At 71.8% G+C, this 25,076-nt stretch carries 21 protein-coding genes; 8 read left to right on the forward strand and 13 right to left on the reverse strand.

Annotated elements, in window-relative coordinates; all coding sequences use genetic code 11:
• Positions 1–165 precede the first annotated feature (165 nt).
• Complete coding sequence (locus Ate02nite_RS11600; protein WP_203803679.1) at positions 166–1,170, forward strand: pectate lyase family protein; 1,005 nt, start codon at positions 166–168, stop codon at positions 1,168–1,170.
• A 54-nt stretch (positions 1,171–1,224) separates the two neighbouring features.
• Here Ate02nite_RS11600 and Ate02nite_RS11605 read toward each other — a convergent pair whose 3' ends face one another.
• The gene (locus Ate02nite_RS11605; RefSeq protein WP_203803681.1) at positions 1,225–1,677 is read right to left on the reverse strand and encodes a hypothetical protein; all 453 of its coding nucleotides are present in this window, start codon (positions 1,675–1,677) and stop codon (positions 1,225–1,227) included.
• Between the two features lie 103 nt (positions 1,678–1,780).
• On the opposite strand from Ate02nite_RS11605, the gene Ate02nite_RS11610 reads away from it, so the two are divergent.
• Both Ate02nite_RS11610 and Ate02nite_RS11615 read left to right on the forward strand, forming a co-directional pair.
• On the forward strand, positions 1,781–2,467 hold the full coding sequence (locus tag Ate02nite_RS11610) for a response regulator transcription factor (RefSeq protein ID WP_203803683.1): 687 nt from the start codon (positions 1,781–1,783) through the stop codon (positions 2,465–2,467).
• Positions 2,464–3,705, forward strand: coding sequence for a sensor histidine kinase (locus Ate02nite_RS11615; protein ID WP_203803692.1), 1,242 nt, complete (start codon positions 2,464–2,466; stop codon positions 3,703–3,705). Before Ate02nite_RS11610 ends, Ate02nite_RS11615 begins: the two co-directional genes overlap by 4 nt.
• Positions 3,706–3,807: 102 nt before the next feature.
• Here the strand turns inward: Ate02nite_RS11615 and Ate02nite_RS11620 are convergent, their stop codons facing one another.
• The 3 genes from Ate02nite_RS11620 to Ate02nite_RS11630 all read right to left on the reverse strand — a co-directional run bounded on the left by Ate02nite_RS11620 (position 3,808) and on the right by Ate02nite_RS11630 (position 5,326).
• Complete coding sequence (locus tag Ate02nite_RS11620) at positions 3,808–4,431, reverse strand: PepSY domain-containing protein (RefSeq protein ID WP_203803694.1); 624 nt, start codon at positions 4,429–4,431, stop codon at positions 3,808–3,810.
• Positions 4,432–4,595: 164 nt separating this feature from the next.
• The gene (locus Ate02nite_RS11625) at positions 4,596–5,015 is read right to left on the reverse strand and encodes a helix-turn-helix domain-containing transcriptional regulator (RefSeq protein ID WP_203803696.1); all 420 of its coding nucleotides are present in this window, start codon (positions 5,013–5,015) and stop codon (positions 4,596–4,598) included.
• Positions 5,016–5,065: 50 nt separating this feature from the next.
• Positions 5,066–5,326: a DUF3040 domain-containing protein gene (locus Ate02nite_RS11630; protein WP_203803699.1), complete on the reverse strand. Its 261-nt coding sequence runs from the start codon at positions 5,324–5,326 to the stop codon at positions 5,066–5,068.
• Between the two features lie 144 nt (positions 5,327–5,470).
• Between Ate02nite_RS11630 and ctaD the strand changes: the two genes are divergently transcribed.
• Positions 5,471–7,228, forward strand: coding sequence for an aa3-type cytochrome oxidase subunit I (gene ctaD / locus Ate02nite_RS11635; protein WP_203803702.1), 1,758 nt, complete (start codon positions 5,471–5,473; stop codon positions 7,226–7,228).
• Here the strand turns inward: ctaD and Ate02nite_RS11640 are convergent.
• Genes Ate02nite_RS11640 through Ate02nite_RS11675 form a run of 8 tightly spaced genes read right to left on the reverse strand, consistent with a single transcriptional unit; the run spans position 7,206 to position 17,417 of the window.
• A complete protein-coding gene (locus Ate02nite_RS11640) occupies positions 7,206–8,564 on the reverse strand; it encodes a S8 family serine peptidase (RefSeq protein WP_203803705.1) in 1,359 nt (452 codons plus the stop codon). The two genes, ctaD and Ate02nite_RS11640, sit on opposite strands and share 23 nt — an antisense overlap.
• A gap of 10 nt (positions 8,565–8,574) precedes the next feature.
• Entirely contained in the window at positions 8,575–10,143 is a 1,569-nt protein-coding gene (locus Ate02nite_RS11645) for an RICIN domain-containing protein (protein WP_203803708.1), read from the reverse strand.
• Complete coding sequence (locus tag Ate02nite_RS11650) at positions 10,143–10,784, reverse strand: hypothetical protein (protein WP_203803711.1); 642 nt, start codon at positions 10,782–10,784, stop codon at positions 10,143–10,145. Before Ate02nite_RS11650 ends, Ate02nite_RS11645 begins: the two co-directional genes overlap by 1 nt.
• Complete coding sequence (locus tag Ate02nite_RS11655) at positions 10,771–11,346, reverse strand: hypothetical protein (protein ID WP_203803713.1); 576 nt, start codon at positions 11,344–11,346, stop codon at positions 10,771–10,773. The genes Ate02nite_RS11650 and Ate02nite_RS11655 overlap by 14 nt, the downstream gene beginning before the upstream one ends.
• Positions 11,343–12,527, reverse strand: coding sequence for a hypothetical protein (locus Ate02nite_RS11660; protein WP_203803715.1), 1,185 nt, complete (start codon positions 12,525–12,527; stop codon positions 11,343–11,345). Before Ate02nite_RS11660 ends, Ate02nite_RS11655 begins: the two co-directional genes overlap by 4 nt.
• Positions 12,524–12,808, reverse strand: a complete 285-nt coding sequence (locus Ate02nite_RS11665; protein ID WP_203803717.1) for a hypothetical protein — start codon at positions 12,806–12,808, stop codon at positions 12,524–12,526. Before Ate02nite_RS11665 ends, Ate02nite_RS11660 begins: the two co-directional genes overlap by 4 nt.
• Positions 12,808–17,115 (reverse strand): FtsK/SpoIIIE domain-containing protein, encoded by a 4,308-nt coding sequence (locus Ate02nite_RS11670; protein WP_203803719.1) that lies wholly within the window; start codon positions 17,113–17,115, stop codon positions 12,808–12,810. The genes Ate02nite_RS11665 and Ate02nite_RS11670 overlap by 1 nt, the downstream gene beginning before the upstream one ends.
• Positions 17,116–17,120: 5 nt before the next feature.
• Positions 17,121–17,417 (reverse strand): WXG100 family type VII secretion target, encoded by a 297-nt coding sequence (locus Ate02nite_RS11675; RefSeq protein WP_203803721.1) that lies wholly within the window; start codon positions 17,415–17,417, stop codon positions 17,121–17,123.
• A 144-nt stretch (positions 17,418–17,561) separates the two neighbouring features.
• Here Ate02nite_RS11675 and Ate02nite_RS11680 point away from each other — a divergent pair, with 144 nt between their 5' ends.
• Positions 17,562–18,248 carry a hypothetical protein gene (locus Ate02nite_RS11680; RefSeq protein WP_203803723.1) on the forward strand — a complete coding sequence of 229 codons (687 nt, stop codon included), beginning with the start codon at positions 17,562–17,564 and terminating at the stop codon, positions 18,246–18,248.
• Positions 18,249–18,284: 36 nt separating this feature from the next.
• Positions 18,285–18,770, forward strand: coding sequence for a helix-turn-helix transcriptional regulator (locus Ate02nite_RS11685; RefSeq protein WP_203803725.1), 486 nt, complete (start codon positions 18,285–18,287; stop codon positions 18,768–18,770).
• Here Ate02nite_RS11685 and Ate02nite_RS11690 read toward each other — a convergent pair.
• Positions 18,767–21,394, reverse strand: coding sequence for an AfsR/SARP family transcriptional regulator (locus Ate02nite_RS11690; RefSeq protein ID WP_203803738.1), 2,628 nt, complete (start codon positions 21,392–21,394; stop codon positions 18,767–18,769). The genes Ate02nite_RS11685 and Ate02nite_RS11690 overlap by 4 nt on opposite strands.
• Before the next feature lie 148 nt (positions 21,395–21,542).
• On the opposite strand from Ate02nite_RS11690, the gene Ate02nite_RS11695 reads away from it, so the two are divergent.
• Positions 21,543–24,272: an FtsX-like permease family protein gene (locus Ate02nite_RS11695; protein ID WP_203803741.1), complete on the forward strand. Its 2,730-nt coding sequence runs from the start codon at positions 21,543–21,545 to the stop codon at positions 24,270–24,272.
• Entirely contained in the window at positions 24,262–25,074 is an 813-nt protein-coding gene (locus Ate02nite_RS11700; RefSeq protein WP_203803750.1) for an ATP-binding cassette domain-containing protein, read from the forward strand. Before Ate02nite_RS11695 ends, Ate02nite_RS11700 begins: the two co-directional genes overlap by 11 nt.
• Positions 25,075–25,076: the final 2 nt, after the last annotated feature.

Here is a 25,076-nt window from a genome sequence, read left to right on the forward strand (position 1 = left end):
TGCGGGCCGTGCGCTGTCGTGCATCCAAAGACATAGATGGTTACCGATCCTTGACTCAATTGAAACAAGTGGATACGGTCCCGGGTCAGGAAAGCGCTTACCTGTAGTCCCGTCCCCCCGCGGGCCGCTCCCCCGGTCTGGGTGAAATCCGCATCGGAGGTCCTGATGTCCACCCACGCTTCCCTGCGCTCCTGGCGAGCACCGCTGGCCGCTACCGCCACGATCGCCGCCGTCGCCGTCACGTTCCTGCTCTACGTTCCGGCCGCCTCGGCTGCCACCTTCAACCAGGAGGGCTGGTCCACCCAGGGCGGTGGCACCAGCGGCGGCTCGACCAGCACGACCGTCACCGTGACCAGCCTGTCGGCGCTGACCACCGCGGCGAAGTCGAGCACCTCGCAGACGATCACCGTCAACGGCAACTTCAGCTGCTCGGCCGACGTGACCGTGGCCGCCAACAAGACCATCGTCGGCGTCGGGTCCAGCTCCGGGCTCACCGGCTGCGGGTTCAAGATCAATGACGTCAACAACGTCATCATCCGGAACCTGAAGATTGCCAAGGTCAAGGCCGGTACCGGCAACGGCGACGCGATCCACATCGACGGCGCCACCCACGTCTGGATCGACCACCTGGACCTGTCCAGCGACACCACCAGCGGCACCGATTACTACGACGGCCTGATCGACATCACGCACGCGGCCGACTACATCACGGTGTCCTGGAACTACGAGCACGACCACATCAAGTGCAACCTGCTCGGGCACAGCGACGACAACGCTTCCGAGGACACCGGTCACCTGCGGGTCACCTATCACCACAACTACTTCCGCAACTGTGACCAGCGCGGACCGCGGGTGCGCTTCGGCAACCCGGTGCACGTCTACAACAACTACTACTACAACAGCGGCACGTACGGCATCGCGACCACCTGCAACGCCGGGGTCTACGTCGAGCGCAACTACTTCGAGAACACCCCGAACACGGTGGTCACCACGACCGGCTCGTCCCCGGCCGGCAACGTCAAGCTGCTCAACAACTACCTGGTGAACTCGGGCACGCCGGCCACCCGTAACGGTGCCAGCGTGGCCGCGATCCCGTACTCGTACACGGTCGACGCGAACAGCAGCGTCAAGTCGATCGTCACCGCGAGCGCGGGCACCGGCAAGATCTGACACTCCGTCCCCACCGCGAAGCCGGGAGGTATCCACCGCCTCCCGGCTTCGCACTTAACTCTCTTCGCGTACGCGTAATTGAGGCTGCCCGCCGGCGCAGGAAAGCTCCACCTTGACCCGGTCGTGGTTGTCGCGGTTTCCGCGGAATTCGCCCTCCCGGGCGTTCTGCTCGTGCACCGACCAGCCCTGGGCCGGCGCCATCGATTCGATGCGCTCGCAGGTCACCATGACCGTGCCGCCGGGCGTCTTGACCGCTTGCGCGGTTTGCGGGGACTGACCGGCCTGTTCGGAGGGCGCAGCCGAGGACGGGATCGCCGGCGAAGCAGAGGTCGTGCCCAGTGCCCGCTTCACGTCCTCCTCGCTGATCGGCGCACCCTGCCGCGACGTCAGCCCGGCCCCCACCAGCCCGATCCCGACGACACCGACAAGCACGGCCAGCACCGCCGCCAGGACCCACCCGGCGACGATGACCATGGGCCGACGGCCCAGCCGATCCAAGAAACGCATACCGCCTACTCTGCGGCCTCCGACGCTAAGGCAGGCCCCCGGGATGGATAACGGAGGGTTAAGAAGCCGCCGGTTGGCAGGTCACAGCGGCTAGCGTGCAGCCGTGGCGAGACTGTTGCTGATCGAGGACGACCCGGCGATCCGGGCCAACCTGCTGCGCGCCCTCCGCGAGCGCGGCCATGCCGTCGCCGCGTCGCCGGCCGCGATGGAGGGCCTGCAGACCGCGCTGGCCGAGAAGCCGGACCTGATCGTGCTGGACCTGGGCCTGCCCGACCTCGACGGCCGCGAGCTGCTGCGCATGCTCCGGGCCGTCTCCCGGGTGCCGGTGATCATCGCGACCGCCCGGGACGAGGAGACCGAGATGGTGCGGCTGCTCGACGCGGGCGCCGACGATTACGTGGTCAAGCCGTTTACGGCGGCCCAGCTCGATGCCCGCATCCGGGCGGTGCTGCGCCGCGGTGCCGCCAAAGAGGAGCAGGCCGCGGTGATCACCGTCGGCGAGTTGCGGATCGACCCTGGCGCACGCTCGGTGACCCTGGAGGGCAACGCGGTGGAGTTGACCCCGCGCGAGTTCGACCTGCTGCACCACCTCGCGCTGCGGCCCGGCCAGGTGGTGACCAAACGGGAGCTGCTGAGCGAGGTGTGGCAGGTGCCCTACGGAAGCACCGACAAGACGGTCGACGTGCACCTGTCGTGGCTGCGGCGGAAGCTCGGCGAGACCGCGCTGCAGCCCCGCTACCTGCACACCGTGCGTGGGGTCGGGGTCAAGCTGAGCGAGCCGCCGGCATGAGGGCCCGGCTCACCCTGCTGGTCGGCGCGACCACGGTGCTGGTGCTGCTCGCGTTCCTGGTGCCGGTGGCGCTGCTGGTTCGGCAGGTCGCCGTCGACCGGGCGCTCAGTCGCGCCGACGACGTGGTGCAGACCATCGTTCCGCTGGTCGGCGACCCCGATGCGCTCCGGTTGGCGGTGCCGGTTCAGCCCGTACCCGTCACGGTTTTCCGTCCCGGCGAAAGCCCGATCGGCGCGCCCAGCGCGACCACCCCCGCGGTGCGGCTGGCCGCGGCCCGCGGCACGGCCCTCACCGTCGTCACCTCCGAAGGCCAGGAACTGGTGGTTCCGGTGGTCGGCACCGGCGGCGTCACGGTGGTACGCACGATGGTCACCAACGCCGAACTCACCCGGGGTGTCGGCCGGGCCTGGCTCACCCTGGCCGCCCTCGGCATCGCCCTGGTCCTGCTCGGACTGCTGGTGGCGGACCGGCTGGCCCGGACCATCGTGGTGCCGATCACCCAGCTCTCGGCGGTCTCGCACCGCCTGGCCGGCGCCGAACTGACCGCCCGCGCCGAACCGTCCGGCCCACCCGAGCTGCGCGAGGTGGCCGGCGCCCTCAACCATCTCGCCGGGCGCATCCAGGATTTGCTGGCCGCCGAGCGCGAACGGGTCGCCGACCTGTCCCACCGCCTGCGCACCCCGCTGACCGCGCTGCGCCTGGAGGCCGAGTCGCTGCGCGACCCCGAGGAGGCCGCCCGGGTAGCCGCCGCGGCCGACGGCGTCGCACGCGCGGTGACCGCGGTGATCCAGCAGGCCCGCCGGCGTGATGTCACTCCGGTCGCGGCGAGTTGCGACGCGGCCGCGGTGGTCACCGACCGGATTGCCTTCTGGGCGGTGCTGGCCGAGGACACCGGCCGCCTCCTCACCCGGGACCTGCCGGTTTCCCCGCTGCCGGTCGCGGTAGCTGCCGACGATCTGGCGGCCGCGCTCGATGCCCTGCTGGGCAATGTCTTCGCACACACCCCCGACGAGACCGGCCTCGCGGTTGCCCTGCATGCCCGGCCCGGCGGAGGGGCGGTACTCGAGGTCTCCGATGAGGGTCCGGGCTTCGCCGCGGAGGCCGCTCCGCGCGGCGCCTCCGGCGGCGGATCCACCGGCCTGGGCTTGGACATCGCCCGGCAGGTGGCCGCCGGCTTCGAAATCGGCACATCCGCCTCCGGCGGAGCGTCGGTCCGGCTGGAGATAGCCGGTCCCTGACCCTTTGGGTACGCCGTGCGCACCCGCCCGCCCCCGGAATCAGCGAAGCGCCGGACGGTTGCCCGCCCGGCGCACCTCAAGGCTGTTCAGTAGTCCGACCGCTCAGTCGTCCGACCCGTGCCCGCCACTGCCGTGGTCGTCGCCCTTCTCGGACCCGCGGCCACCGTGGTCGTCGCCCTTCTCCGAGCCCCGGCCACCGCGATCGCCACCGTGGTCGTCGCCCTTCTCGGCCGCCTTCGACGCGCGGCGGCCGCCGTTGTCGTCGCCCGGCTCGGCCGTCTTGGCTGTCTTGCGGGTGCGGTCGTCGCTGCCGCTGTGCCGGGTGGAAGCACTCGCGGATGCCCCACCCTTGATCCGGTGCCGCAGCACCGTGCCGGTGACCGCGTCCACGTCGATGTCGTGCTCGACCCCGTTGACCAGCACGTCCACGTCCCACACGGCCCGGCCGTGCTCAACCTCCCGCTCCACCGACTCGACGAGCCCACCCCCGGCCGCCCGAACCGCGATCTCCTTGGCCGCTGCCACACTCACCGAGAGCCCGGCACCAGCGCCGGCCGAGACGCTCGCGCTAGGCGAGACACGCACGCTGGGCGAGCTGCTCGCGCTGGGCGAGGAAGTCGCCCGGGGTGCCGCGTCATCGGCGCCGGCCGCGAGCGCCGTGCCCGCGATCCCCAGTGCCGCCAGCGTCCCGCCGGCCACCATCGTCGCCATCCGCTTCTTGTTCATCGCTAAGTCCTCCCAGTCGTTCGGTACGACCCAAACAATCGCTGGGAGGGCCCTATGCGCACGCTGTGCGACCGTTAAAGCCCGGCTAAGGCGCCGCCACCCGCGGGCGCTCGGCGAGGAGTACCGGGGACGGAATCCTCGGTCGCCGGCTGGATAGGTCGCGGTCAGGCAGCGTTGCGGCGCGGCTGGGGGGCGCGCATCGCCTGCAGGTGGCCGAGGAGAGCGGCGGTGTCGCCGTGTTCGCCGTTCACCAAGGGCTCGGTGATCTGCTTGCGCTCGGCGGTGGGCAGCGGCTCGAGGGTCAGGCGCATGCCGAGCGCTGCGGCGATCTCGGCGACCGTGCTCAGGGTGGGATTGACCGAGCCGCTGGTAAATAGGCGGCGGATCGCGTCGGGGTTTGCGCCGATGGTGCGGGCGAGGGCGGCCTTGGACAGGCCGGCCGCCAGCCGGGCGTCATCCAGGGCGTTGACCACCGCGTCGATGGTGGCGATCCGAACCGACTCCACGACGTACGCCCGCAGGAACTCAGGATCTTTGAGGTCCTCGGCCAGGTCGTCCCAGAAGGCATTGCTGCCGATCGTCATGCCCGCCCCCGTCGCACCTCAGTCCTGCGACCGTAGCATAAATGTCACACCTACGCGGGGTAGAGGCGGCGGTAGAGCAGGACGCCGGCTATTGCGGTGGCGCCCAGGCTGAGGGTCAGGAGGGTGGCGGTTCGGCCGAACAGGAGCGCTACCAGCGGCAATGCGATATATAGCGACGCGCCCAGGATCGGCAGGGTGGGGAACGGGCGCTCATCGACGGGCGTGCTCATCCGCGCCGCAAAGTCGGGGTCCTCGTCCTGCAGGTGCCGCTCGATGTCGTCGAGGGCCTGGCGGTATCGGCCGTCCAGCATCGGGCCTCCGCCCGGTCACCCGGCACCCTTGCCGGGTCCGCCGGAGATGTGCTCAATGCTCGGAAATCGAGCGGTTAGGACGGTTAGAAGCCTATAACAGGAGGTGCGTAGAGGTTTCCTAGACGCGATATCCGAGGAGCTCGCATGACTACAGTCGCCCCCCGCCCGGTCACCACCCGGCCCTATCCGGTCCGGAGACAGGTCAAGGGCTCGGCGCTAACTCGGATTCTGCGGACGACCGACGCGAAGCAGATCGGGATCATGTACATGATCACGTCGGTCGTGTTCTACATGGTCGGCGGCATCATGGCCCTGCTGATGCGGGCCGAACTGGCCCGGCCGGGCATGCAGTTCCTCTCGCCGGAGCAGTTCAACCAGCTCTTTACCATGCACGGCACGGCGATGCTGCTGTTCTTCGCGACGCCGATCGTGTTCGCGTTCGCCAACTTCGTGGTTCCGATGCAGATCGGCGCCCCGGACGTGGCCTTCCCCCGGCTCAACGCGTTCGCGTACTGGCTCTATCTCTTCGGCACCCTGATCGCGATGAGCGGGTTCCTCACCCCGGGCGGCGCGGCCGACTTCGGCTGGTTCGCGTACTCCCCGCTCAGCGACTCGCTGCACTCCCCCGGCATCGGCGGCAACTGCTGGGTGGTCGGCCTGGCCATCGGTGGTCTGGGCAGCATCCTCGGCGCGGTCAACCTGATCACCACGATCCTGACCCTGCGCGCACCGGGCATGACCATGTTCCGGATGCCGATCTTCACCTGGAACCTGCTGGTCACCAGCCTCCTGGTGATCCTGATCTTCCCGTTCCTGGCGGCCGCGCTGTTCGCCCTGGCTGCCGACCGGGTGGTCGGCGCGCACGTGTTCGACTCGGCTACCGGCGGCCCGATGCTCTGGCAGCATCTCTTCTGGTTCTTCGGCCATCCCGAGGTGTACGTCATCGCCCTACCGTTCTTCGGCATCATCACCGAGGTCATCCCGGTGTTCAGCCGCAAGCCGGTGTTCGGCTACAAGGGCCTGGTCGCGGCCACCCTGCTGATCGGCGCGCTGTCGATGAGCGTGTGGGCGCACCACATGTTCGTCACCGGTCAGGTGCTGCTGCCGTTCTTCAGCTTCCTGAGCTTCCTGATCGCTGTACCGACCGGCATGAAGTTCTTCGTCTGGATCGGCACGATGTGGCGTGGGCAGATCAGCTTCGAGACACCGATGATGTTCGCGATCGGCTTCATGGTCACGTTCCTGTTCGGTGGCCTGTCGGGTGTGCTGCTCGCCGCCCCGCCCATCGACTTCCACGTCTCCGATTCGTACTTCGTGATCGCGCACTTCCACTACGTGCTGTTCGGCACGATCGTGTTCGCGGTGTTCGCCGGCATCTACTTCTGGTTCCCGAAGATGTTCGGCCGGATGCTCGACGACCGGCTCGGCAAGGTCCACTTCTGGCTGACGTTCCTCGGTTTCCACGCGACCTTCCTGGTGCAGCACTGGCTGGGCACCCAGGGCATGCCGCGCCGGTACGCCGACTACCTGGAGTCGGACGGCTTCACCACGCTCAACATGATCTCCACCATCGGGTCGTTCGTGCTGGGCCTGGCCACGCTGCCGTTCGTCTACAACGTCTGGCACTCCTACAAGGTCGGCCAGCTCGTCACGGTCGACGACCCGTGGGGCCACGGCAACTCGCTGGAGTGGGCCACCTCGTCGCCGCCGCCGCTGCGCAACTTCGACCGGATGCCGCGCATCCGCTCGGAGCGCCCGGCCTTCGACGCCAAGTTCCCGGAGCTGGCGGCCGGCGAGCAGTCGCTGGCCGGCCCGCCGGAGGGTGGCGCCAAAGTGCTGAGCAGAGCGTCCGACGGCGGCGCCACCTACCAGGAGGACATCAGCTCCGACCGGGACCGCTGACCGGCGCCTCCCAGAACGGATCGTCGCGGTCGGTGGTCAGCCGGGCCCGGGCCCGCTGCGCCCGGCGCAGCGCCAGGCGCCGGGCAATCAGGCCGGACGCCAGCCGGGCCGGGCGTTGCAGAACAAAAGGCAACAGCAGGAGTACGCCGAGAGCCACCGCGATCCACAGCAGCACCCGGCTCAACGTGCCGAGACCGCTGGCCGGTTTCGCGGTGGCCGCGTTCACGCCGACCCCGGCCGGCAGTGCCGTGGTGACCGCGGCGACCGGGCTGACCAGCCGATCCGTGGCCGTGCTGAGCACCTGCCGGGTCACCTCGGCGGCACGCAGCCCGGGGTGCGCGGCACGGACCAGGGCGACCGTGCCGGCCACGTAGGCCGCCGCGTACTCGTCGCCGCTGACCGCCCCGCCGATGCTCGCCACGCTGACCCCGGGGGCCAGCACCTCGATCGAGTCGGCGGCGTAGGGGAAGGCTGGCTGCTTGTCGGCCCCGACCGCGCCCACCCGGAGCAGACCGTCGGCCGCCTCGCCCTTGGCCCACGCGGGCAGTACGACCACCACGTCCCGGGATATCGCGTCGCTGATGGCCGCCCGCACGTCCGCATCCGAGGCGTCGGCGCCTACCCCGAGCAGCACGACCCGGGCACCGGCGGCGACCGCGACGGAGATGCCGGTCGCGGCCGAGCGCGGCTCGGTGCCGGCCCGGACCGGCACGATCCGGGCGCCCGGCGCCACCCCGAAGGTGTCGTCGTCGCCGGCCACGATGCCGGCCATCGCGGTCCCGGCGCCGTCGCAGCCGTTGTCCGCGCGCCCGGCGCCGGCCACGACGTCGGCGCCGGCGGCGACCCGCCCGGCCAGTTCGGCCGCGGAGCCGTCCACCCCGGCCGCGAGGACGGCGACCTTGACGCCCGCGCCGTTCGTCACCGCCCAGGCCCGGCTCGGGGTCAGCAGGGTCTGCGCCCAGGACGCCTCAGCCGGGGCGTCGGCCCCGCGGGCGCAGCCGGACGACGACCCGGCGCTCGCCGGCAGCGGGCCGGAGTGCAGTTCGGCGCCGACCGCGTCCCACGGCAGCAGGAGCTGCCAGCCCGCGGCCAGACGACCCGGCTCGGCGAGCCGGTCGCCGTCCGGCTGCACCCGGCCCGAGTTCAGGTCGAGGATCTCGCCGGCCCGGTTCGCGTCGCCGAGGAACCGGGTGGCGACCTCCCACAGGTTCTCCGGCGCGCTCTGATAGGACGCCGTGACCGTGTAGTACAGCTGGTTCTCCGGTGGCGCGGCCTGGGCCGGCGTCGCGAACCACAGGGTGCCCGCCGACAGGACCGCGGCCACCCACCACCTCATCGTCGGCATCTCACCACTCGGATTTCTCGAGGAGGGCCCACTCGTGGTCGTCGTTGGCCAGGCACGGCACCAGCGCCAGCCGGACGTCGGCGCCGCCGGTGCCCGCACCCGGCACGTCGAGGCACATCCCGGCGACCGTGTTGCGCAGCCAGTAGTAGACGAAGCCGCCCGCGGTCTTCTTCGGTTCCAACCGGAAGTACTGGTTGTCCTGGTCGAAGCAGCCGGTCTCGACGAGTTCGGTGCCCGATGCGACCGCCTCGGCGCCGGGCGGATCGATGCAGAACCCGTCGTCGGTGTTGCGGATCCAGTAGAGCTGGTAGCCCTCGCCGTCGACGGCCCGCGGCTCGAACGTCCACTCCTGGTTGTCATCGCCGGTCTTGGCGCAGGTGAACTGGGCGACCGGGCCGTCGCGCGGTCCGGCGCCGTAACCGGGCAGGTCGACGCACATCTTGGTGACCAGGTTGAGGATGAAGTACGGCCCGTAGCCGCGGCCGGTGGAGTCAGCCGCCTTGATCGCCGGCTGGTTGTTCCGGGCCGGTTTGGTGGGCTTCGGGCTCGGGCTCGTACTGGGAGTGGTCTTGGCCGGCGTCGGTGCCGCAGAAGTGGGTTTTGCAGCGATCTGCAGGCGCGGGTCCTTGGCGTACTCTGCCTCGGCCTTGGTCACCGCCTCGGCCGACGCCGCCCGGTCGAAGGCGGCCAGCGCGGCCGGGTACTGGCCGCCGGCCTGCTCGATCAGCTTGCACATCGCCCGGCCGAGGGCCGGGATGGCGACGCCCGGGTCCCACGGTGAACCGTCCTCGATCCAGGCCTGCGGCTGGAACTGGGCGATGCCCTGCTCACCGGCCGCGCCGAGCTTGGTGGCACTGAAACCGGAGGTCGCCATGAGCTGGGCCGCGACCCGGCTGGGCGGCAGCTCGGTGCAGTTCTTGCCGGCGTCGACGACCGCCTGCAGGTACGCGTCCGGCACCGGAATCGCCGCCGCCCCACCGGCCGCGGGCGAGGGAGCGCTGCCACCCAGGGCCGGTTGCAGGGCGTACCAGGTGGCGTACCGGGAGACGGTGTCCACATAGTCCTTGGCCTTGTCCGGGACGCCGCCCGCCGCGACCACCTGGTCCATCCCGAGCCGGAACGCGGCCAGCGCGATCCGCCACGGGTCCTCGTCCAGGTGCAGGGCGCGGGACTGGCCGACGAGCCGGCACATCAGGTGGGCGAGCCCGGTGATCGCGGCCGTCCGGTCGGTCGGCTCGGCGCCGGTCCAGGGCGCGTTCTGCTGCCACTGCGCCGGGGTCAGCGCGGCCACCCCGGTGGCGCCACCGGCCCGCAGGTCGCCGACCGGCCGGTCGGTGAAGTGCGAGGCCACCATGACCTGGCCGGCCAGCCGGGCCGGGGTCAGCGCGGTGCACGAGGTCGCGGCACCGGTCAGGATGCGCACGTCCGGTGCGGTGAGCTGGTTGCCCTGCAGGGGTTCGGCCGCGTTGGCCGCCTGCCGGGCCGCGAAGCCACCGGCCCCGGTGAGGACGGCGAGCGCCAGCACGATGCCCAGCGCCACCGGCCGGGTCGGTCTCGGGAGGCGGACCATTACCGGGGCATTCCTTCCAGGATTTCGTCCTCGGTCGGCAGGTCGGCGTCCGGGGCCCAGCGCAGGGTGGTGACGACCGCGTCGAACAGCAGCACGATGGCCTGCACCGGGTCGGCCTCGACGTCGCCGTCGCTGAGCACGGTGAAGGTCAGCACGCCCCAGACGCCGGGAGCGCCGGGCGCGGCCACGTAGTAGTTGACGCGTACGGCCGGGGCCTTGCGTTTGATCGGTTGACTGTCGACGACCTGGCGGACCCGGGCCGCCGGGCAGCCGTCGATCTCCAGCGCCATGCCGTCCGGGCCGGCCTCGGCGAGGATCGAGTTCAGCACCGACCGCGGGTCCTGCGGCTCGCCGTCGTCCTCGATCACCGACAGCAGCAGCGTGCCGGGCATCCGCATGCCGTGCATCTCGGTCACCGGCAGCACGACCGCCCGGGCACCCTGCCGTTCGGCCTGGTCGGTCGCGTCGGTGAGGTCGCGGTTCAGCATCCGCCGCCACGGCCCGGCCTTGTCCCGGGGCAGCGTGTCGGGCAGGGCGTGCCGGACGATCGCCTCGATCGTCCTGGCTCGCACCCGGCGCAGCTCGGGCAGGGTGGGCACGTGCACCCAGCCCTCGGGAACGATGAGCTCAAAGTCGAGCATTGACGAACTCCAACGGCTGGGCGGCGATCATGTGCAGCACGGCTTCCACCCCGGAACCGATCACCGCGAGCTGGTCCAGGGCCTTGACCCGGGTGGTCAGCAGGACGTCGACCGCCTGGTCGTCCAGCCGGAGCGCCGCGTTGACCCGGCCGTGCAGTCCTTCACCGTCGGAGCTGGCCAGCGCGAACACCCGCACACCGTCGCCCCGCTCGGTCGTGACGTAGTCAACCGCCGGTTCGCGTACGTCATCGGCCAGGCCTTCGGCACCCACCTCGGCCATCAGATAGGCCGGGTCTTCCGGCCGGGCCGGCCGGAATTCGGCCAGAATGAGCAGCGGAAGCCACCGCGGCCGGTCGGCGAGGAAACCGCCGCCCCAGATGAGCCGGAAGTTGGCGGGCATGCCGTCGGTGCGCGCGAGCAGATCGCGAGCCAGCGCGGCGCCCATCTCGGGGGCATCGACGCCGGCGCCGAGCCACTCGTCGAGCAGCTTCACCAGCGACGCGGTCCAGTCGTCGCTGCCGGCCGGCGGCACGAAGTCCCAGTACCAGGAAATGTCGGTCATACGTTCTCGAAGGCCGGGTTGGAGGTGGCCTGCAGACCACCGATGATCAAGCCGGCACCGAGGTTGAAGATCTGGTTGATGCCGCCCCACGACCCGAAGATCCACTTGAGACCGCCGGCCGCCCAGCTGAAGCCGCTGCCGAACGTGCCGAGACCGCTCAGCCAGCCGAGGTTCTTGAGGTTGCCGAGCTCGAACAGGCCGCTCAGCCAGCTCTTGCCGAGGTCGAAGAAGCCGGGCTTCCCCGCCCCGATCATCAGCGGCTTGCTGAAGTCGAAGAGCTCGATGATCTGCCCGTTCGGCCCGAGGCCCGGCTTGAACTTCAGGTACGGCAGCCCTTTGAGGAACTTGGTGAAGCCCTCGATCGACTTGCCGAAGGCGCCGAACGCCGCGCCGAGGCCGGCGAAACCCAACCCCACCGCATCCAGGACGACGCTGAGCACGCTGCCGTCGCCGCCGGCCAGGAGAATGCTGTCGGCCACCAGGAGTACGGCTCCCGCCGCGAATCCGGCTATCGCGAGCACGTTGAGCCCGGGTATCAGGAAGGCCAGCGCGGTCAGGACCATCGCGATGATCCCGAAGATCTCGCTGATCTTCTTGAAGATGGCCATCACCCGCCAATTGATCTTGTCGGTCAGCCCGTCGTCGTAGTTCTTGCAGTTCACCGCGTCGCCGAAACGTTTACCGGCCACGTCCAGGGCGTCCAGCGCACCGGTCAGCCGGTTCGCCGCCGCGGTGATCGCCGAGTTCGCCTCGTCCTGCGCGCGCTGCTTGTCCGTACCCTTCTGCTGTTCCGCCGGCGGGATGTTGCCGTCCGCGTCCTTCTGCGGATCGGGCAGCCCGTTGGCCCTGGTCAGCGAGTCGGTGCCGGCCGTCGAATCGCGCTCGGCCGCGTTCACCTCGTCGATCGCGTGCTGCAGGTCCGGCTCGTACTTCTTGGCCTCGTTGGCGACGTCGCGGTAGCGCACCGAAGCCTTGGTGAGGCTGTCCTTGAGCGACTCCGCGTCCTCCTTGAGCGGCTCCACCCACTGGCCGCGCAGGCCCTCGTCCCCGGCGTCGACGATCTTCTGCAGTTTCGCCACCGCGTCGTCGATGGTCATCGAGATCTTCTCGTAGCGCTTCTGCGCCGCGTCGATCTCGCCCGGATCGGCCTTGCGGAGAGTGCCGAGGCGGCCGTCGCTCACTTGTCGCCCTCCTCGAGGCTGGCGACCATCTTGGCCTCGGCCTCGGCCCACGCCTGGTCGGCACCCTCGACCGAGTCGCGGAACTTCTTCATGGCCTCGACCATCTTGTCCCGGCTGCCGGTCCAGTTGTCGGCGAAGTCACCCATCGACAGGTTCGCGTTGAGCTGCCCCCACTGGCCCTTGAACTCGTCCTGGAAGTCGAGCGCGCCCTCGAACTGGCTGATCAGTTCGCTGAGGTCCCGGGCCAGGTCGGCCAGGTCCTTGACCACGATGTCGGCCATCACATCACCGTTTCCCACGTTGGAATCTGAACGGTCTGCAGGGTGCCGTCGCCCAGGTGCACCCGGGCCATCCCGGGCACCACCCGGTCGGCCAGGTTGGCCCGGGAGAGGCGAACGCCGACCAGATCGCCGGCACTCAGGGTGGGCGGGGAGAGCAGCGCGCCACGGCGGTTCTTCTTGACCTCGACCTGCCAGCCGGAGAAGCCCATCGCGACCGAGGAGATCTCGCCGGCGATGACGACCGCCCGCCGCCGGCCGGACGCGGTCCGGATCAGCTGACGCAGCCAGTCCCGGCAGGTCACGTCCCGCCAGGCCTCGGCGTCGTCGACAAGCAGCGCGACCGGCCCCTCACCGGGATCGAGCAGCGCGGCGAACTCCTCCTCGGTGGGGCTGTCGCCGCTGATGATCCCGCGCACGCCGGCCCGGCCGGCCAGCTCGGTCAGCGGGGTCCGCAGCGGCGCGCCGATGACCAACTCGAAGCCTGCGCGCAGCATCGACTCGGCCATGACGCGCAGCGCGGTGCTGCGGCCGGAGCGGGACGGCCCGGCGATCAGGAACGTCGGCTGGTCGCCGAGCAGATCCATGCCGACCGGGGCGAGGTCGTCGCCGCCGACCCCGATCAGCGCGAAGCCCGGGGTCGGCTTGACCCGCTCCCAGGCCTGCGCAAAGGTCAGCTGGCTGGGCATCGCGGCGATCTTGGCAGGACGCAGCTTTTTATCAACCGAGGCCTCGCGCTCGGTGAGCGACGCGGCGATGGCGTGCATCGCGGCGACCTGGGCCGGGCCGCTCGGATCGGCGGCGATCAGGGATACCTGCACCTCGATCGCGCTGATCGCCCGGTAGCCGCGGCCGGGCGGCAGGTTCTCCGGGATCTTCCGCGGGTTCAGCCCGGCCATCGTGGCGTCGCTGCGGTCGGAGAGCCGCAGCACCAGCTTCTCCTCGCAGAGCGAGCTCATCCGGCCGCTGAGCAGGCTGTGGTCGCCGGCCACGATCAGGTGGACGCCGGCGCTGGCACCCTCGCGCATCAGGATGTGCACGATCTCGGTGAGCGTCCCGTTGTCGTGCTCGCTGAGGGTTCCCATGAACCCCTCCCAGCGGTCGAGCAGCAGCAAGATGTGCGGCAGCCGTTCCTCGGCCGGGACGGCCGCGCGCTGCTCGGTCAGGTCGGCGAACCCGCCCTCGCCGAGCACCCGCTGCCGGCGCTGCACCTCCTCGTGCAGCCGGCGCAGCAGGCGCGAGGCGCGCTCCACGTCGGTGCGCTGGGCGACCGCGCCGCAGTGCGGGAACTTGGTGAGCGGCAGCAGCGCGCCGTTGCCACAGTCCAGCCCGTACAGATGCAGGTCGGCGACGCTCGCGGCCGAGGCCGCCGCGGTGGCGATCGTGCGCAGCGCCTGCGACCGGCCCGACCGGGGTGCGCCGACGATGTGCAGGTGGCCGAAGGTGTCCAGGTCGAGCTTCATCGGGACCTGCTGCTGCGTACGCGGCAGGTCCTGCACGGCCCAGGTCCCGTCGGACAGATCGGTGACCGAGAACGCCGGCAGGGCCGGCAGCCAGGGCCGGCGCTGGGCCGGCAGACCCAGCATGTCGTTGGTCTGCCGGATCGCCGCCACCAGCACCGACAGGTCGGTCGCCTCGTCCGCCTCGGCCAGGCTGCGCGGGCGCTGCGGCACCGGCCGGCCCAGGTCCTGCCAGCCCACCGGGTGCAGGAACGGCGCGACCACCGCCTCGGCCTGGTTCGACCGCGGTCGGCGGCCGCCGACCCGGCCGGTCTGGAACGGGATCAGCGAGCTGTGCCCGAGCCGGGCGTACGCGCGACCCGGGGTCGACCCGGAGATGCTCGCCGCCTCCCGGGCGTCGATCACGTCGGCGCTCTCCCCCGCGTCGGTCACCCGCAGCGCGATCCGCAGGTTGGTGTTGGCCCGGATCTCCGCGTTCACCACGCCGTTCGGGCGCTGGGTGGCCAGGATCAGGTGGATGCCGAGCGACCGGCCACGCTGCGCGATGTTGACCAGGCCGGTGACGAAGTCGGGCAGCTCCCGGGCCATCGAGGCGAACTCGTCGATCACGATCAGCAGCCGCGGGATGGGTTCCGGCACCGGCCGCCGGGTCGCGTAGTCGAGGTAGTCCTCGAGGTCCTTGGCGCCGACCGCGGCCAGCAGGTGCTCCCGGTGGGTCAGCTCGGCGCCGAGCGAGGTGAGCGCCCGTTCGACCAGGTGGATGTCCAGGTCGGTGACCATGCCGACGGTGTGCGGCAGGTCGACGCAGTCCTTGAACGCGGCCCCGCCCTTGTAGTCGACGAGCACGAAGTTCATCGCGTCCGGCCGGTTCGCCACCGCCAGCGACGCCACCACGGTCTGCAGGAACTCCGACTTGCCCGACCCGGTGGTGCCCGCGACCAGGCCGTGCGGGCCGTGCTGGACCAGGTCGAGCGCGAACGGACCGTCCAGGCTGAGGCCGACCACCGCCCGGGTGCCGCGCGGCGACGAGGTCCACCGGGCGCTGATCGCGGCCACCGACGGATCCTCCAGGCCGAGCACCTCGAGCAGCCGGGCCGAGCCGGGCAGCGCGGCGTCGCCGTGCACGTCACTGACGTCGCGGATCGGGGCGAGCCGGCGGCCCACGGTCGGGAACCACTCGTCGATCACCTCGTCGACCCGGATGCCCTCGATCGTCGCGGCCCGCTGCTGCCGCAGCGTGGTGGGCAGGCCGTCGCCGCCGACCACCACGGTCGTGCACTCCTCCGGGAGGGTGCGCTCGTCGCTGTCCACGCAGACGAAGTAGACACCGACGGCCGGCCCGCCCAGCAGCACCGAGACCAGGCCGGGCAGGGACCGCAGCCGGCGGGCGCCGTCCAGCACCACGACCACGTCGGGGTCGCCGATCGCCGCGCCGGAGCCGGCATTCAGCCGGGCCTGCCGCCGGGCCTCGATCAGCTCGATCAGCTCGGCGATCCGCCGGGCGATCGTCTCGGCGTCGGTGCCGAGCAGGGTCAGGGTCTGCTGGCCCAGCAGCGGACGGGTGTGCGGCAGCCAGGCCGCCCACTCCCAGAGCGCGCTGCCGTCCGGGTCGGTGAGCACATAAAGCTGCAGGTCGCGGGGGCTCTGCGCGACCGCGAGCTGGCCGATCATCCAGCGGGCGAGGCGGCGCGGCCATTCGCCCCGGCCGGCTACGCCGACCACGCCGGCCTGCACGATCGAAAACGCGACGGGTACGTCGTTGAGCGGTCGCGGGGTCTGCCGGTCCAGCCCGGCCGCCTCCACCTTGATCGTGCTGGGCAGGTCGGCGATGCCGATCCGGGTCACCAGATGGTCGGGGTCGGTGCGGCGCCGCTCCCACAGCCGGGCCCGCGGGCCGGTGGCCACGATCAGCAGCTCGGCCGGGTCCGGGGCGGCGACCCGGCGGTCCTGTCGTTCCAGGACGGTGGTCTCGGCGATGTCGGCCTCGATCGCGGTGACCCGGGCCCGGTGCTCGGCGACCTGGGTCCGATAGGTGCGGCCACCCTGGCGGCGCGAGGACCACCAGTTGCCGACCACCATGACCGGCGACATCGCCGCGAACATCAGGTACATCGGGTTCCGCAACACCGTTGACATGACCACGCCGAACGCGGCCGGCAGCGCGGCGGCCAGCCACGGCAGGGCGTTCGGGGTGGGCGCCTTCGGCTCGGCCGGGATCTTGAACCTGTCCGGCCGCATCGGCGGCAGCAGCCGGGGCGGGCGGTTGTAGTCGAGGTACTCGCTCTCCGGCGACGGCTCGACCATCGCGTCCGGGCAGCGCACCGGGTGCGCCTCCAGGGCAGTGCCATCCGCGGTGAGCTGCGCGGTCTCCCGCCAGACCACCTCACCGCCGGCCAGGTCGGCCCGGTCCAGCAACAGGCCGTCCGCCGAACCCCGGACATACACCTCGGCGTCGAAGGTGACCCGGACGACCGCGGCCACCGGGGCCAGGCCGTCCAGCCGGACCGCGCAGGTCGGAGCCGAGCCGATCCGGTGCTCACCCGGGGTGAGGGACCAGATCCGGCCGGCCCCGGCGCCGGTCACGGCCCGGATCGTGACCAGACCGCCGGTGGCGTACGGGGCCGGACCCGGCCCGCCGACCCACAGCACCGAGCCGTCGTGCACGCCGGCGGCGGACAACGGAAGGTCGAGGTCGAGCGGCCGGTCGTCGCGGTAGATCGGGCCGTCCGCCGGGACAACGTCGAGGCTGTCGAGCAGGTTCTTGACGATGTCCCGTACCGGCGTGGCCGGATCGGCGTCCACCACCACGTCGGCCGACCACGCCCCCGGCGATGCGAGCGTGATCAGCATGCGCATTACTTGTTCAGCGAGCCGGCGAGCTGGGTGTCCATGTCGCGCAGCGCCTCGACGGCCTTGTCCAGCCACTCGGAGAGCAGGTCGAGGTTCTCCATCAGCTCGTTCGCCGCGTTCACGAACTCGGTGTGCACCTCGTCGAACTTGCCGGACGCCTGGTCGGTGACGAAGCCGGAGCCGGTCAGGTTGTCCACGATCGCCTTGCACTCGGTGAGCCGCGAGTCGATCTCGTTCTTGTTGTTACGCATCCGGGTCGCGCTGTCCGACATCTCCGTGTAGGTGATGTTCAGGTTCGCCATCGGGTCGTCCCTTCCCTGGTCCGGTCAACGCCGATCAACGTATGAATGACGACCGGCCCCGGTCCAGATCGAAGTACGCGAATGTAGGCCCCTGGGCCCACGGCTCTCGTTGACAGCCGCGGGCCCGGCCCTGACGATTCCGGCGTGCGAAGTGGAGCCTGGACCGTCGACCACGCGTTACGTGCCCTGGCCACCGGGTGCGCCGTGCTGCCCGCCGTCGGCGCGGTGGTGCTGGGCCCGGAGTCGGTGCGGCTGCGCCTGACCACTCCCGGCGAGACACCCCCGCCCGGCTGGACCGCGTCCGACCAGGGCCGCACCTGGGAGGCATCGCTGCACCAGCTGGCGAACGCGCCGGTGGACGACCGGATCCCGGAGCCGTACCCGCTGCTCGTCTCGGCCGGGGTCGTCGACGGCGGCCGGCTGCTGCTCAACCTGGCCGAGGCCGGGGGCCTGGTCGGCGTCGAGGGCGATCTGGAACTGGCCCGCGGTCTGGTGCGGTCGTGGTCGCGGCGGCTGACCACCAGCCCGTGGTCGGCGCGCGTCCGGGCAATCCGGGTGGGTTTTCCGCCCGATTCCGACTTCAACGGGTGGGATGTTGCACGGTTGGTGGAGGCCGCGGCCGAGCTGGACGACCCGTACGGCGGGGTCCTGCTGTTCGCCGAACAACCCCACGGCCGAGACGCCTACCAGGTCGAACGTCTGCTCGCCGAGCCCGCCCGGCGCTGGACGGTGGTGGTCGTCGGCGCCGTCGAGGCGACCTGGCGGCTCACCGTCGGTGTGGACGGCACCCTCGATACGGGCATGCTGGCCGAGCCGGCCCGAGCCGCATGAAGCATTCGTGAAGAAAGATCCCCCAGACTGACGCACGTGATCACGGTTCCCCCCAAACCGGGTGGCCGGGTGCGCATCGCGATCTCCAGTCCGGAGATCCTCGCCCGCATCCGCCACGAGTTCGCCAGCAAAGGCCTGGACGTGCAGATCGACGGCCTGCCCTCGGTCGAGGTGGTGGTCACCCCGGGCAGCGGGGTCGCACCCGCGACGGGTGCGCTCGCCGAGGCCCTCAACGGTCTGGCCGGCCCGCACACCCACCGCCGGGATCCGGCCACCGCCCGCTACCGGCTCGCCCTGGTTCCGCACGGCCGCCCGGCCGACCAGCCCCGGGACGCGCGCGGGCCGCTGTCGCCGCGCGAGGCCGAGGTGATGGACTGGATCAGCCGGGGCCGGTCCAATGCCGACATCGCCGGCCTTCTTCAGGTGCAGCCGAAGACCGTGAAGAACCACGTGAACCGGATCTTCACCAAGCTCGGCGCCCGCAACCGGGTCGACGCGGTGCTGATCTGGCAGCGTACCTAGGTCAACGCCGCTAGATAGGCACGGACCTCGCCGGCCTCCTCGGCGTCGATCTCCTCGAACCGGGCGAGAGCCCGGCGGGCGAGGGCGGCGCCCGCGCCGACCCGGGCCAGCCCGAACAGCGCCAGCCCTTCGTGGTAGCGGTCGCCGGCGTCCTGGCTGATCCGCAGCGCCTGGCCGAACGTCTTCTCGGCGGCCGGCTGCCGGCCGAGACCGTGCTGGGCCAGTCCGATGTTGATCAGCAGGTTCGCCTCCACCAGCTGGCTGCGGGACCGGCGCGCGTACTCCAGGCCGGGCACCCCCTCGTCGATCGCCTCGGCCCACCGGCCGGTCTCCGCGTTGAGTTCGCAGAGCACGTCGTGGGTGGCCGCCAGGTAGTAGTCGATGCCCTCCTGACGAGCCAGTTCGAGGGCCTCGCGGGCCGGTGCGCGGGCCGCGTCGTACTCCTTGGCCTCGCGCAGCGTCGACGCCAGGTTGCCGAGCAGGCTGATCCGGTGCTGCCAGTCGGCCGGCTGGTCGAGCAGTTCCAGCCCGCGGCGCAGCTGCTCGACCGCGGTGTCGTTCTGGCCCAGCCGGGAGTGCGCGACGCTGCGGTGGTTGAACATCATCGCGCGGGCCACCCGGTTGTCGGCGGTCTCCGCGGCCCGCATCCCGACGGTCAGCAGTTCCAGCCATTCCAGCGGCCGGCCGGCCGCGTAGAAGTAGTCGAACAGCAACAGCGTCAGGTGCCAGGCCGACTCGTGCTGCCCGTTGCGGCCGGCCCGGCGGGCCAGCGCGATGATGTTCGGCCACTCCTGGCCGCACCAGCGCAAGGATTCGCTCTGCCCGGCGAACAGCACCGGCGGAACGTCGGTGTGCGGCGGTTCCATCGGTGCGCCCCGGCCGACCTGCCGGTCGCCGACCATCGAGAGGGTGACGCGGTACCAGCCGAGAACGCGGCCGAGGGCGTCGCCCCGATCGTCCGGCGCGAGCTCCCCGGCCAGCTCCGCCGCGTACGCCCGGACCAGGTCGTGCATGGCGTACCGGTCGTCGTCCTCCTCGATCAGGCTGAGCGCGGACAGCCGGTCCAGCAGGTCCGCCGCTTCCTCGATGCCGGACCCGAACAGGGCGGCGGCGGTCGCCCGGGTGACGGTCGGGCCGGGGAAGACGCCGAGGAGGCGGAAGGCCCGGGCCGCGTCCGCGGCGAGCGCCGCGAACGACCAGGACAACACGCCGCGTACGGAGTAGAGCACGTCATCGGCGAGCTGCAGGGTGTCCAACCGGAACCGCTCCAACTGCCCGACCAGGTCCCCGATGCCGGTGCCCGCCGCCGACGCGACCTGCTCGGCCGCGATCTGCAGGGCGAACGGCGACCGGTCGCACAGCGCGATGAGCCGCTGCGCGGAGGCCGGCTCGGCGCTCACCCGGTCGGCCCCGATCAGCGTGCCGAGCAGCCGCAACGACTCGTCGTCGGTGAGCGCCCCGAGCGGGATCCGGCGGGCCGAGTGCCGGACGGCCAGCCCGGACAGCCGGTTGCGGCTGGTCACCACGACGAAGCAGGTGCTGCTGCCGGGCAGCAGGTCCTCGATCTGGTCGGTGGACGCGGCGTTGTCCAGGACCAGCAGCACCCGTTTGTCGGCCAGCATGCTGCGCCACAGCGCGGCCCGCTGCTCGCGGCCGCTCGGCACGTTCCGGGCCCCGGCCGAGGTGAGCAGCTGGTGCAGGGCGGCCTCGGGGGTCAGCGCCGAGTGCGACGGATCGAAGCCGCGGAGATTGAGGTAGATCTGCCCGTCCGGGTAACTGTCGCGCAGCAGGTGACCGGCCCGGATGGCCAGGGTGGTCTTCCCGATCCCGCCGACCCCGACGATCATGACGAGCCGCCGGCCCGGGGTCAGCAGGGTGAGCAGCTCCTCGGTGCGCCCCACGAAGGCGTCGTTGTCGTGCGGGAGCTGGGCCGGTCTCGGTGGCCGGCGGCGGTCGTCGGCCAGGATCTCGGCGTGCACGGCCTGGGTCGACGCGGACGGGCTGATGCCCAGCTCGGCGGCGAGCACCCGGCGCAGGTCGTCGTACTGGCTCAGGGCCTCGGCGCTGCGGCCGGTGCGGTGCAGCGCGGTCATCAGCGTGCCGCGCAACCGCTCGTCGAACGGGTGGGCCGGAACCTCGGCGAGCAGCCGGCCGACCACCTCGGCGGGCGGGGCGGTCTCGGCGTACTCGATGAGCAGTTGCAGCCGGCGCCGGGCCAGCCGGTCCCGGGCCTGCGCGACGAACGGCCCCGGCACCCCGGTGAAGGCCGGCCCGCTGTCCCAGAGCGCCGCTGACCCGGTCAGATCCTCGGCCGCGGTGACGTCGAACGCCTCTCGCTCGAGCCGCAGGCAATACCCCGACCGGTCGCTGGCCAGCTGATCCTTCGCCGGCCCGAGCGCGCGGCGCAGCCCGGAGAGATAGGTGTGCAGGCTGCCGGCCGCGGTCGCGGGCGGCGCCTCGCCCCAGATCCGGTCGATGAACTGCTCCCGGGTGACCGTCGTGCCGGCGCACAGGGCCAGCACGGCGAAGACGGCGCGTTGCTTCGGCGACCCCAGCTCGATCTCGTCACCGTCGACGAACGCACGGAAGGATCCGAGGCCCTCGACCCGCAACCGGCCATCCACCCATGCACTCCTCGCGCTCGCTGTCCCCCGCGCTCGCTCTTTCGTGCTTGATCGACGTTGACGATAGCGCGACGGGCTTTGCGGCCTATGTGCGCATTGGCAGAGGTGTTGTAACTTAAGCGGTTCAGCGACCGGCCGGAGGAGTGTCATGACCCTGACGGCCGCCGCCATCCTTGGCGGGCTGCGGCAACGGTCCTGGTCGGTGCTGACCGTCGCGGCCTTCCTGGTGCTGTCGGCCGCCGGCGCGGCCGGCCCGATGTTCGCCGAGGCCTCCGACAACGCCGCGTTCGGCGTCCGGCTGGGCGAGGTCACGGAGACCACCCGGCAGAACGACGCCGCGGTCGTGCGCATCTCGGCCAACGTCGGCCCGACCGCCTTCGCCCAGCAGGCGGTCATCGACGACCTGCGGTCGGTGCCCGGCCTGACCGACTTCGATCTGAGCGGCGCCTCGATCGGCGCCGAGCTGGCCCGCCCCGACTTCTGGGGATTCACGGTCAACGCAACCGAGCGCGGCCGGCTGTTCGCGGTCGGCTCGCCGGCCGCCGAGCTGACCGCGGTGGGTGCGCCCGCCGGCCGGGACGGACTGTGGCTGCCCCAACCGATGGCCACCGAACTCAGCGTGCAGCCCGGCGACCAGATCGTGCTCGCCCTCGTCCACGGCAATCGCGGCACCCCGCAACGGGTCACCACCACGGTGAACGGCGTCTACGCGGTCGACGCCGCCGGTCGGCTGCCGACCGGCCGGAAATGGTCACTGCGGCGCGGCGACACCCCCGAGGACACCGAGTACCGCACCCTCCCGGCGTACCTCCTGGTCGGCGACGTCCCGACGGTGGAACGCCTGGCGAAAGCCACCCATGACCAGATGTTCTGGTCGGTCGAGGCGACACTCGCGCCCGGCGCGACCCTCGCCGAGGCGAGGAAAACCGCAAACCGCCTGGAAGAGGTACGCCGGAAGTACGCGACCGCGCTACCGGCCGAGGGCGACGACCCGCTCGCGCTGCGTTTCGCCAGTGGCATCGGCCGGATCGTCGCGACCGCCCGGACCACCACCGAGGCGGTCCGGCAGCGCACCCGCCCGGTCGAGTGGGCGGCGATCGGGGTCGGTTTCGCCTCGGTGCTGGCCGTGGCCCTGCTCTCGGCCCGACGACGCGAGCGCGAGGTGCGGCACGCCGTCGCGGTCGGCCTGTCGCCGCTGCGGGTCGGCGGGCTGTGGCTGCTCGAACATCTGCTGCCGGCCGCGCTCGGCGCGGCCCTCGGCTGGCTCGCCGCCTGGCAGCTGGTGGCCCGGCTCGGCCCGCCGGGAAAGATCTCGGACTCGCTCGCGCCGGCCGCCCTGACCGGCGCGGCGGCGGTCGGCGCCGGAGTCGTCTCGGTGGCGGCAGTCGGTTTGCTTGCCGCTTTCCTACGCGTACGGGCATCGCCGCCGGCAACCGCACGAAAGCCGTTGCCGTGGCCCGCGATCATCGTGGTCGCCGCCCTGGTAGCGGCGGGCGGCCTGGTCAGCGCCGGCGGTCGCGCCTCCACCGTCGACCTGCTGGTCCCGCTGCTCGTGCTGGCCGCCGCCGGGGTGCTGGCCGGCTGGCTGCCCGGCCTGCTGGCCGGCGGTGCCCGGTTGCCCACGTCGCCGGGACGGGCGGTGGTGTGGCTGGCCCGCCGCCGGCTGGGTTCCGGCGGGGCCGAACGCCGGCTCGCCGTCACGGTGGTCACCGCCGGCCTGGGCATGCTGCTGTTCGGTCTGTCCGCCGTGGACTCCACCGCCACCACCGCCGACGACCGGATCGCGGTCGCGGCCGGCGCCGAGAACGTCGCGGTGCTGGACGGCGGGTCCGCCGAACTCGACCCCGCGGCCGTGTCGGTACCACCCAACGACCCACTTCGCGGCGCACCGCCGGACGCACCGGTTCCCGGCGTACGCACCCCGCCGCTGCCGGCCGGGAACACCCTGGTCTGGCGCAGCGACGTGCTGACCCCGCTCGACGACCTCCGGAAGGATCTGCTGGTCATCGACCCGGACCGGTTCCTGGAGGTCGCGCTCTGGGGGCACGGTCCCGACCTGGCGGCGGCCCGGGCGGCGGTGCGGGCGCTGGCCGCCGACCCCGGAACCGCCGACGCGACGAACGGCAGCGGCTCGGCCCGCGCGATCGTCGTCGGTGATCCGGCGTCCGCGCTTGTCGACACGATCCGGGTGTCGATCGGGGTGTCCACCGAGGACCTGATCGTGGCCGCCCGGGTGCCCGCGTTCCCCGGCATGCAGGGCCGCCCGATGTACGTCGTGGCGGCCACCCCGATGTTCGCCAAACTCGGCCCGGACGACCCGCGACTGCGCCCGCGCACCGCGATGCCGGCCGGCGCCCAGCTGTTCCGCACCCTGCTGTGGAGCTCGGCCCGGACCCCCGACCTGCCGACCGCCTCCGCGGTGACCAGCGCGACCCTGCTCCGGCAGGACGCCACCTACATCGCGACCGACCGGGCCCGCGGCTACCAGGTCGCGGTCGCCGGTTACCTGGCCCTGCTGGCCGTGCTCACCCTGTGCGTTTACGCCCAGCGCACCGCGGCGCTCCGCCGCCCGACCGACCTGATGCTGGCCCGGGTCGGACTCGGGCCGGCCCGAGTGCGGCGGGCCCGGGCGTTGGAGTTCGTGCTGCTGGCTGCGGTCTCGTTGGTGGCGGCGGTGGCCGGCGTGGCCGCGCTCGTCCCACTCGGCGGGCGACTGCTCGACGACCAGCCCGGCCTGCTCCCCCGGTTCGCGTTCCAGCTGTCCCCGCTCGGCCTGGCGGTCACGGTCGCCGCCGCGGCGGTGGCCGCGATGCTGGCGGTGGCGCTGACCACGGTGCGCTCGGCGAGCGCGGAGGAGGACGCCTACCGTGACGACTGAACCGTTGCTGGAAGGACGCGAGTTGCTCCAGCTCTATGCCGCACCGACCGGTCCCACCCAGGCTTTACGCGGCGTCGACGTCACCGTGCTCGGGGGCCGGATCAGCGCCATCACCGGCCCGTCCGGGAGCGGCAAGTCCACCCTGCTGGCCCTGCTCGCGTTGCGCGAACGACCGGCCGGTGGGGAGTTGCGGCATCGCGGCACGCTGGTCTCCAGCCTGTCCCGCCGCGAGTTGCAGCGGCTGCGGCGCCGGGAGATCGGTTGGGTGGCGCAACGGCCGACGCACAGTCTGTTTCCGCAGCTGGATGCCCGTGGACAGATCGCGCAGATGGCACGCTTGCGCGGCGTACGCCTCGCTCCGTTGTCTTCTTTGGAAGAAGTTGATCTTTCTGCGCGGGCCCGCGCTCTTCCCGCGGTGATGTCCGGCGGGGAGCAGCAGCGATTGGCGGTCGCGGCCGCGGCCGTCGGTGCGCCCGCGCTGCTGGTGGCGGACGAGCCGACCGCCGAGCTGGACGACGACTCGGCCGCTTTGGTCCTGGGATTGTTGCGGGCGCGGGCCGCGGAGGGCAGCGCGGTGGTGATCGCGACGCACGACGCGCGGGCGATCGCCGCGGCCGACATCGTGTTGCGCCTGCGCCACGGTGTCCTGACCGGGATGGTCGTGGCCGGGCAGGAACACACCACGGCCATCGACGGCCAGGGCCGACTGCAGTTGCCGGAGGAGGCGCTGCCGCTGTTCCCGGACGGCGTGGTGTCCGTCAAGATCGTCGACGGTCACGTCCAACTGCACCGGCCGGAGTGACC

It is taken from the genome of Paractinoplanes tereljensis (assembly GCF_016862435.1).
Lineage (GTDB): Bacteria > Actinomycetota > Actinomycetes > Mycobacteriales > Micromonosporaceae > Actinoplanes > Actinoplanes tereljensis.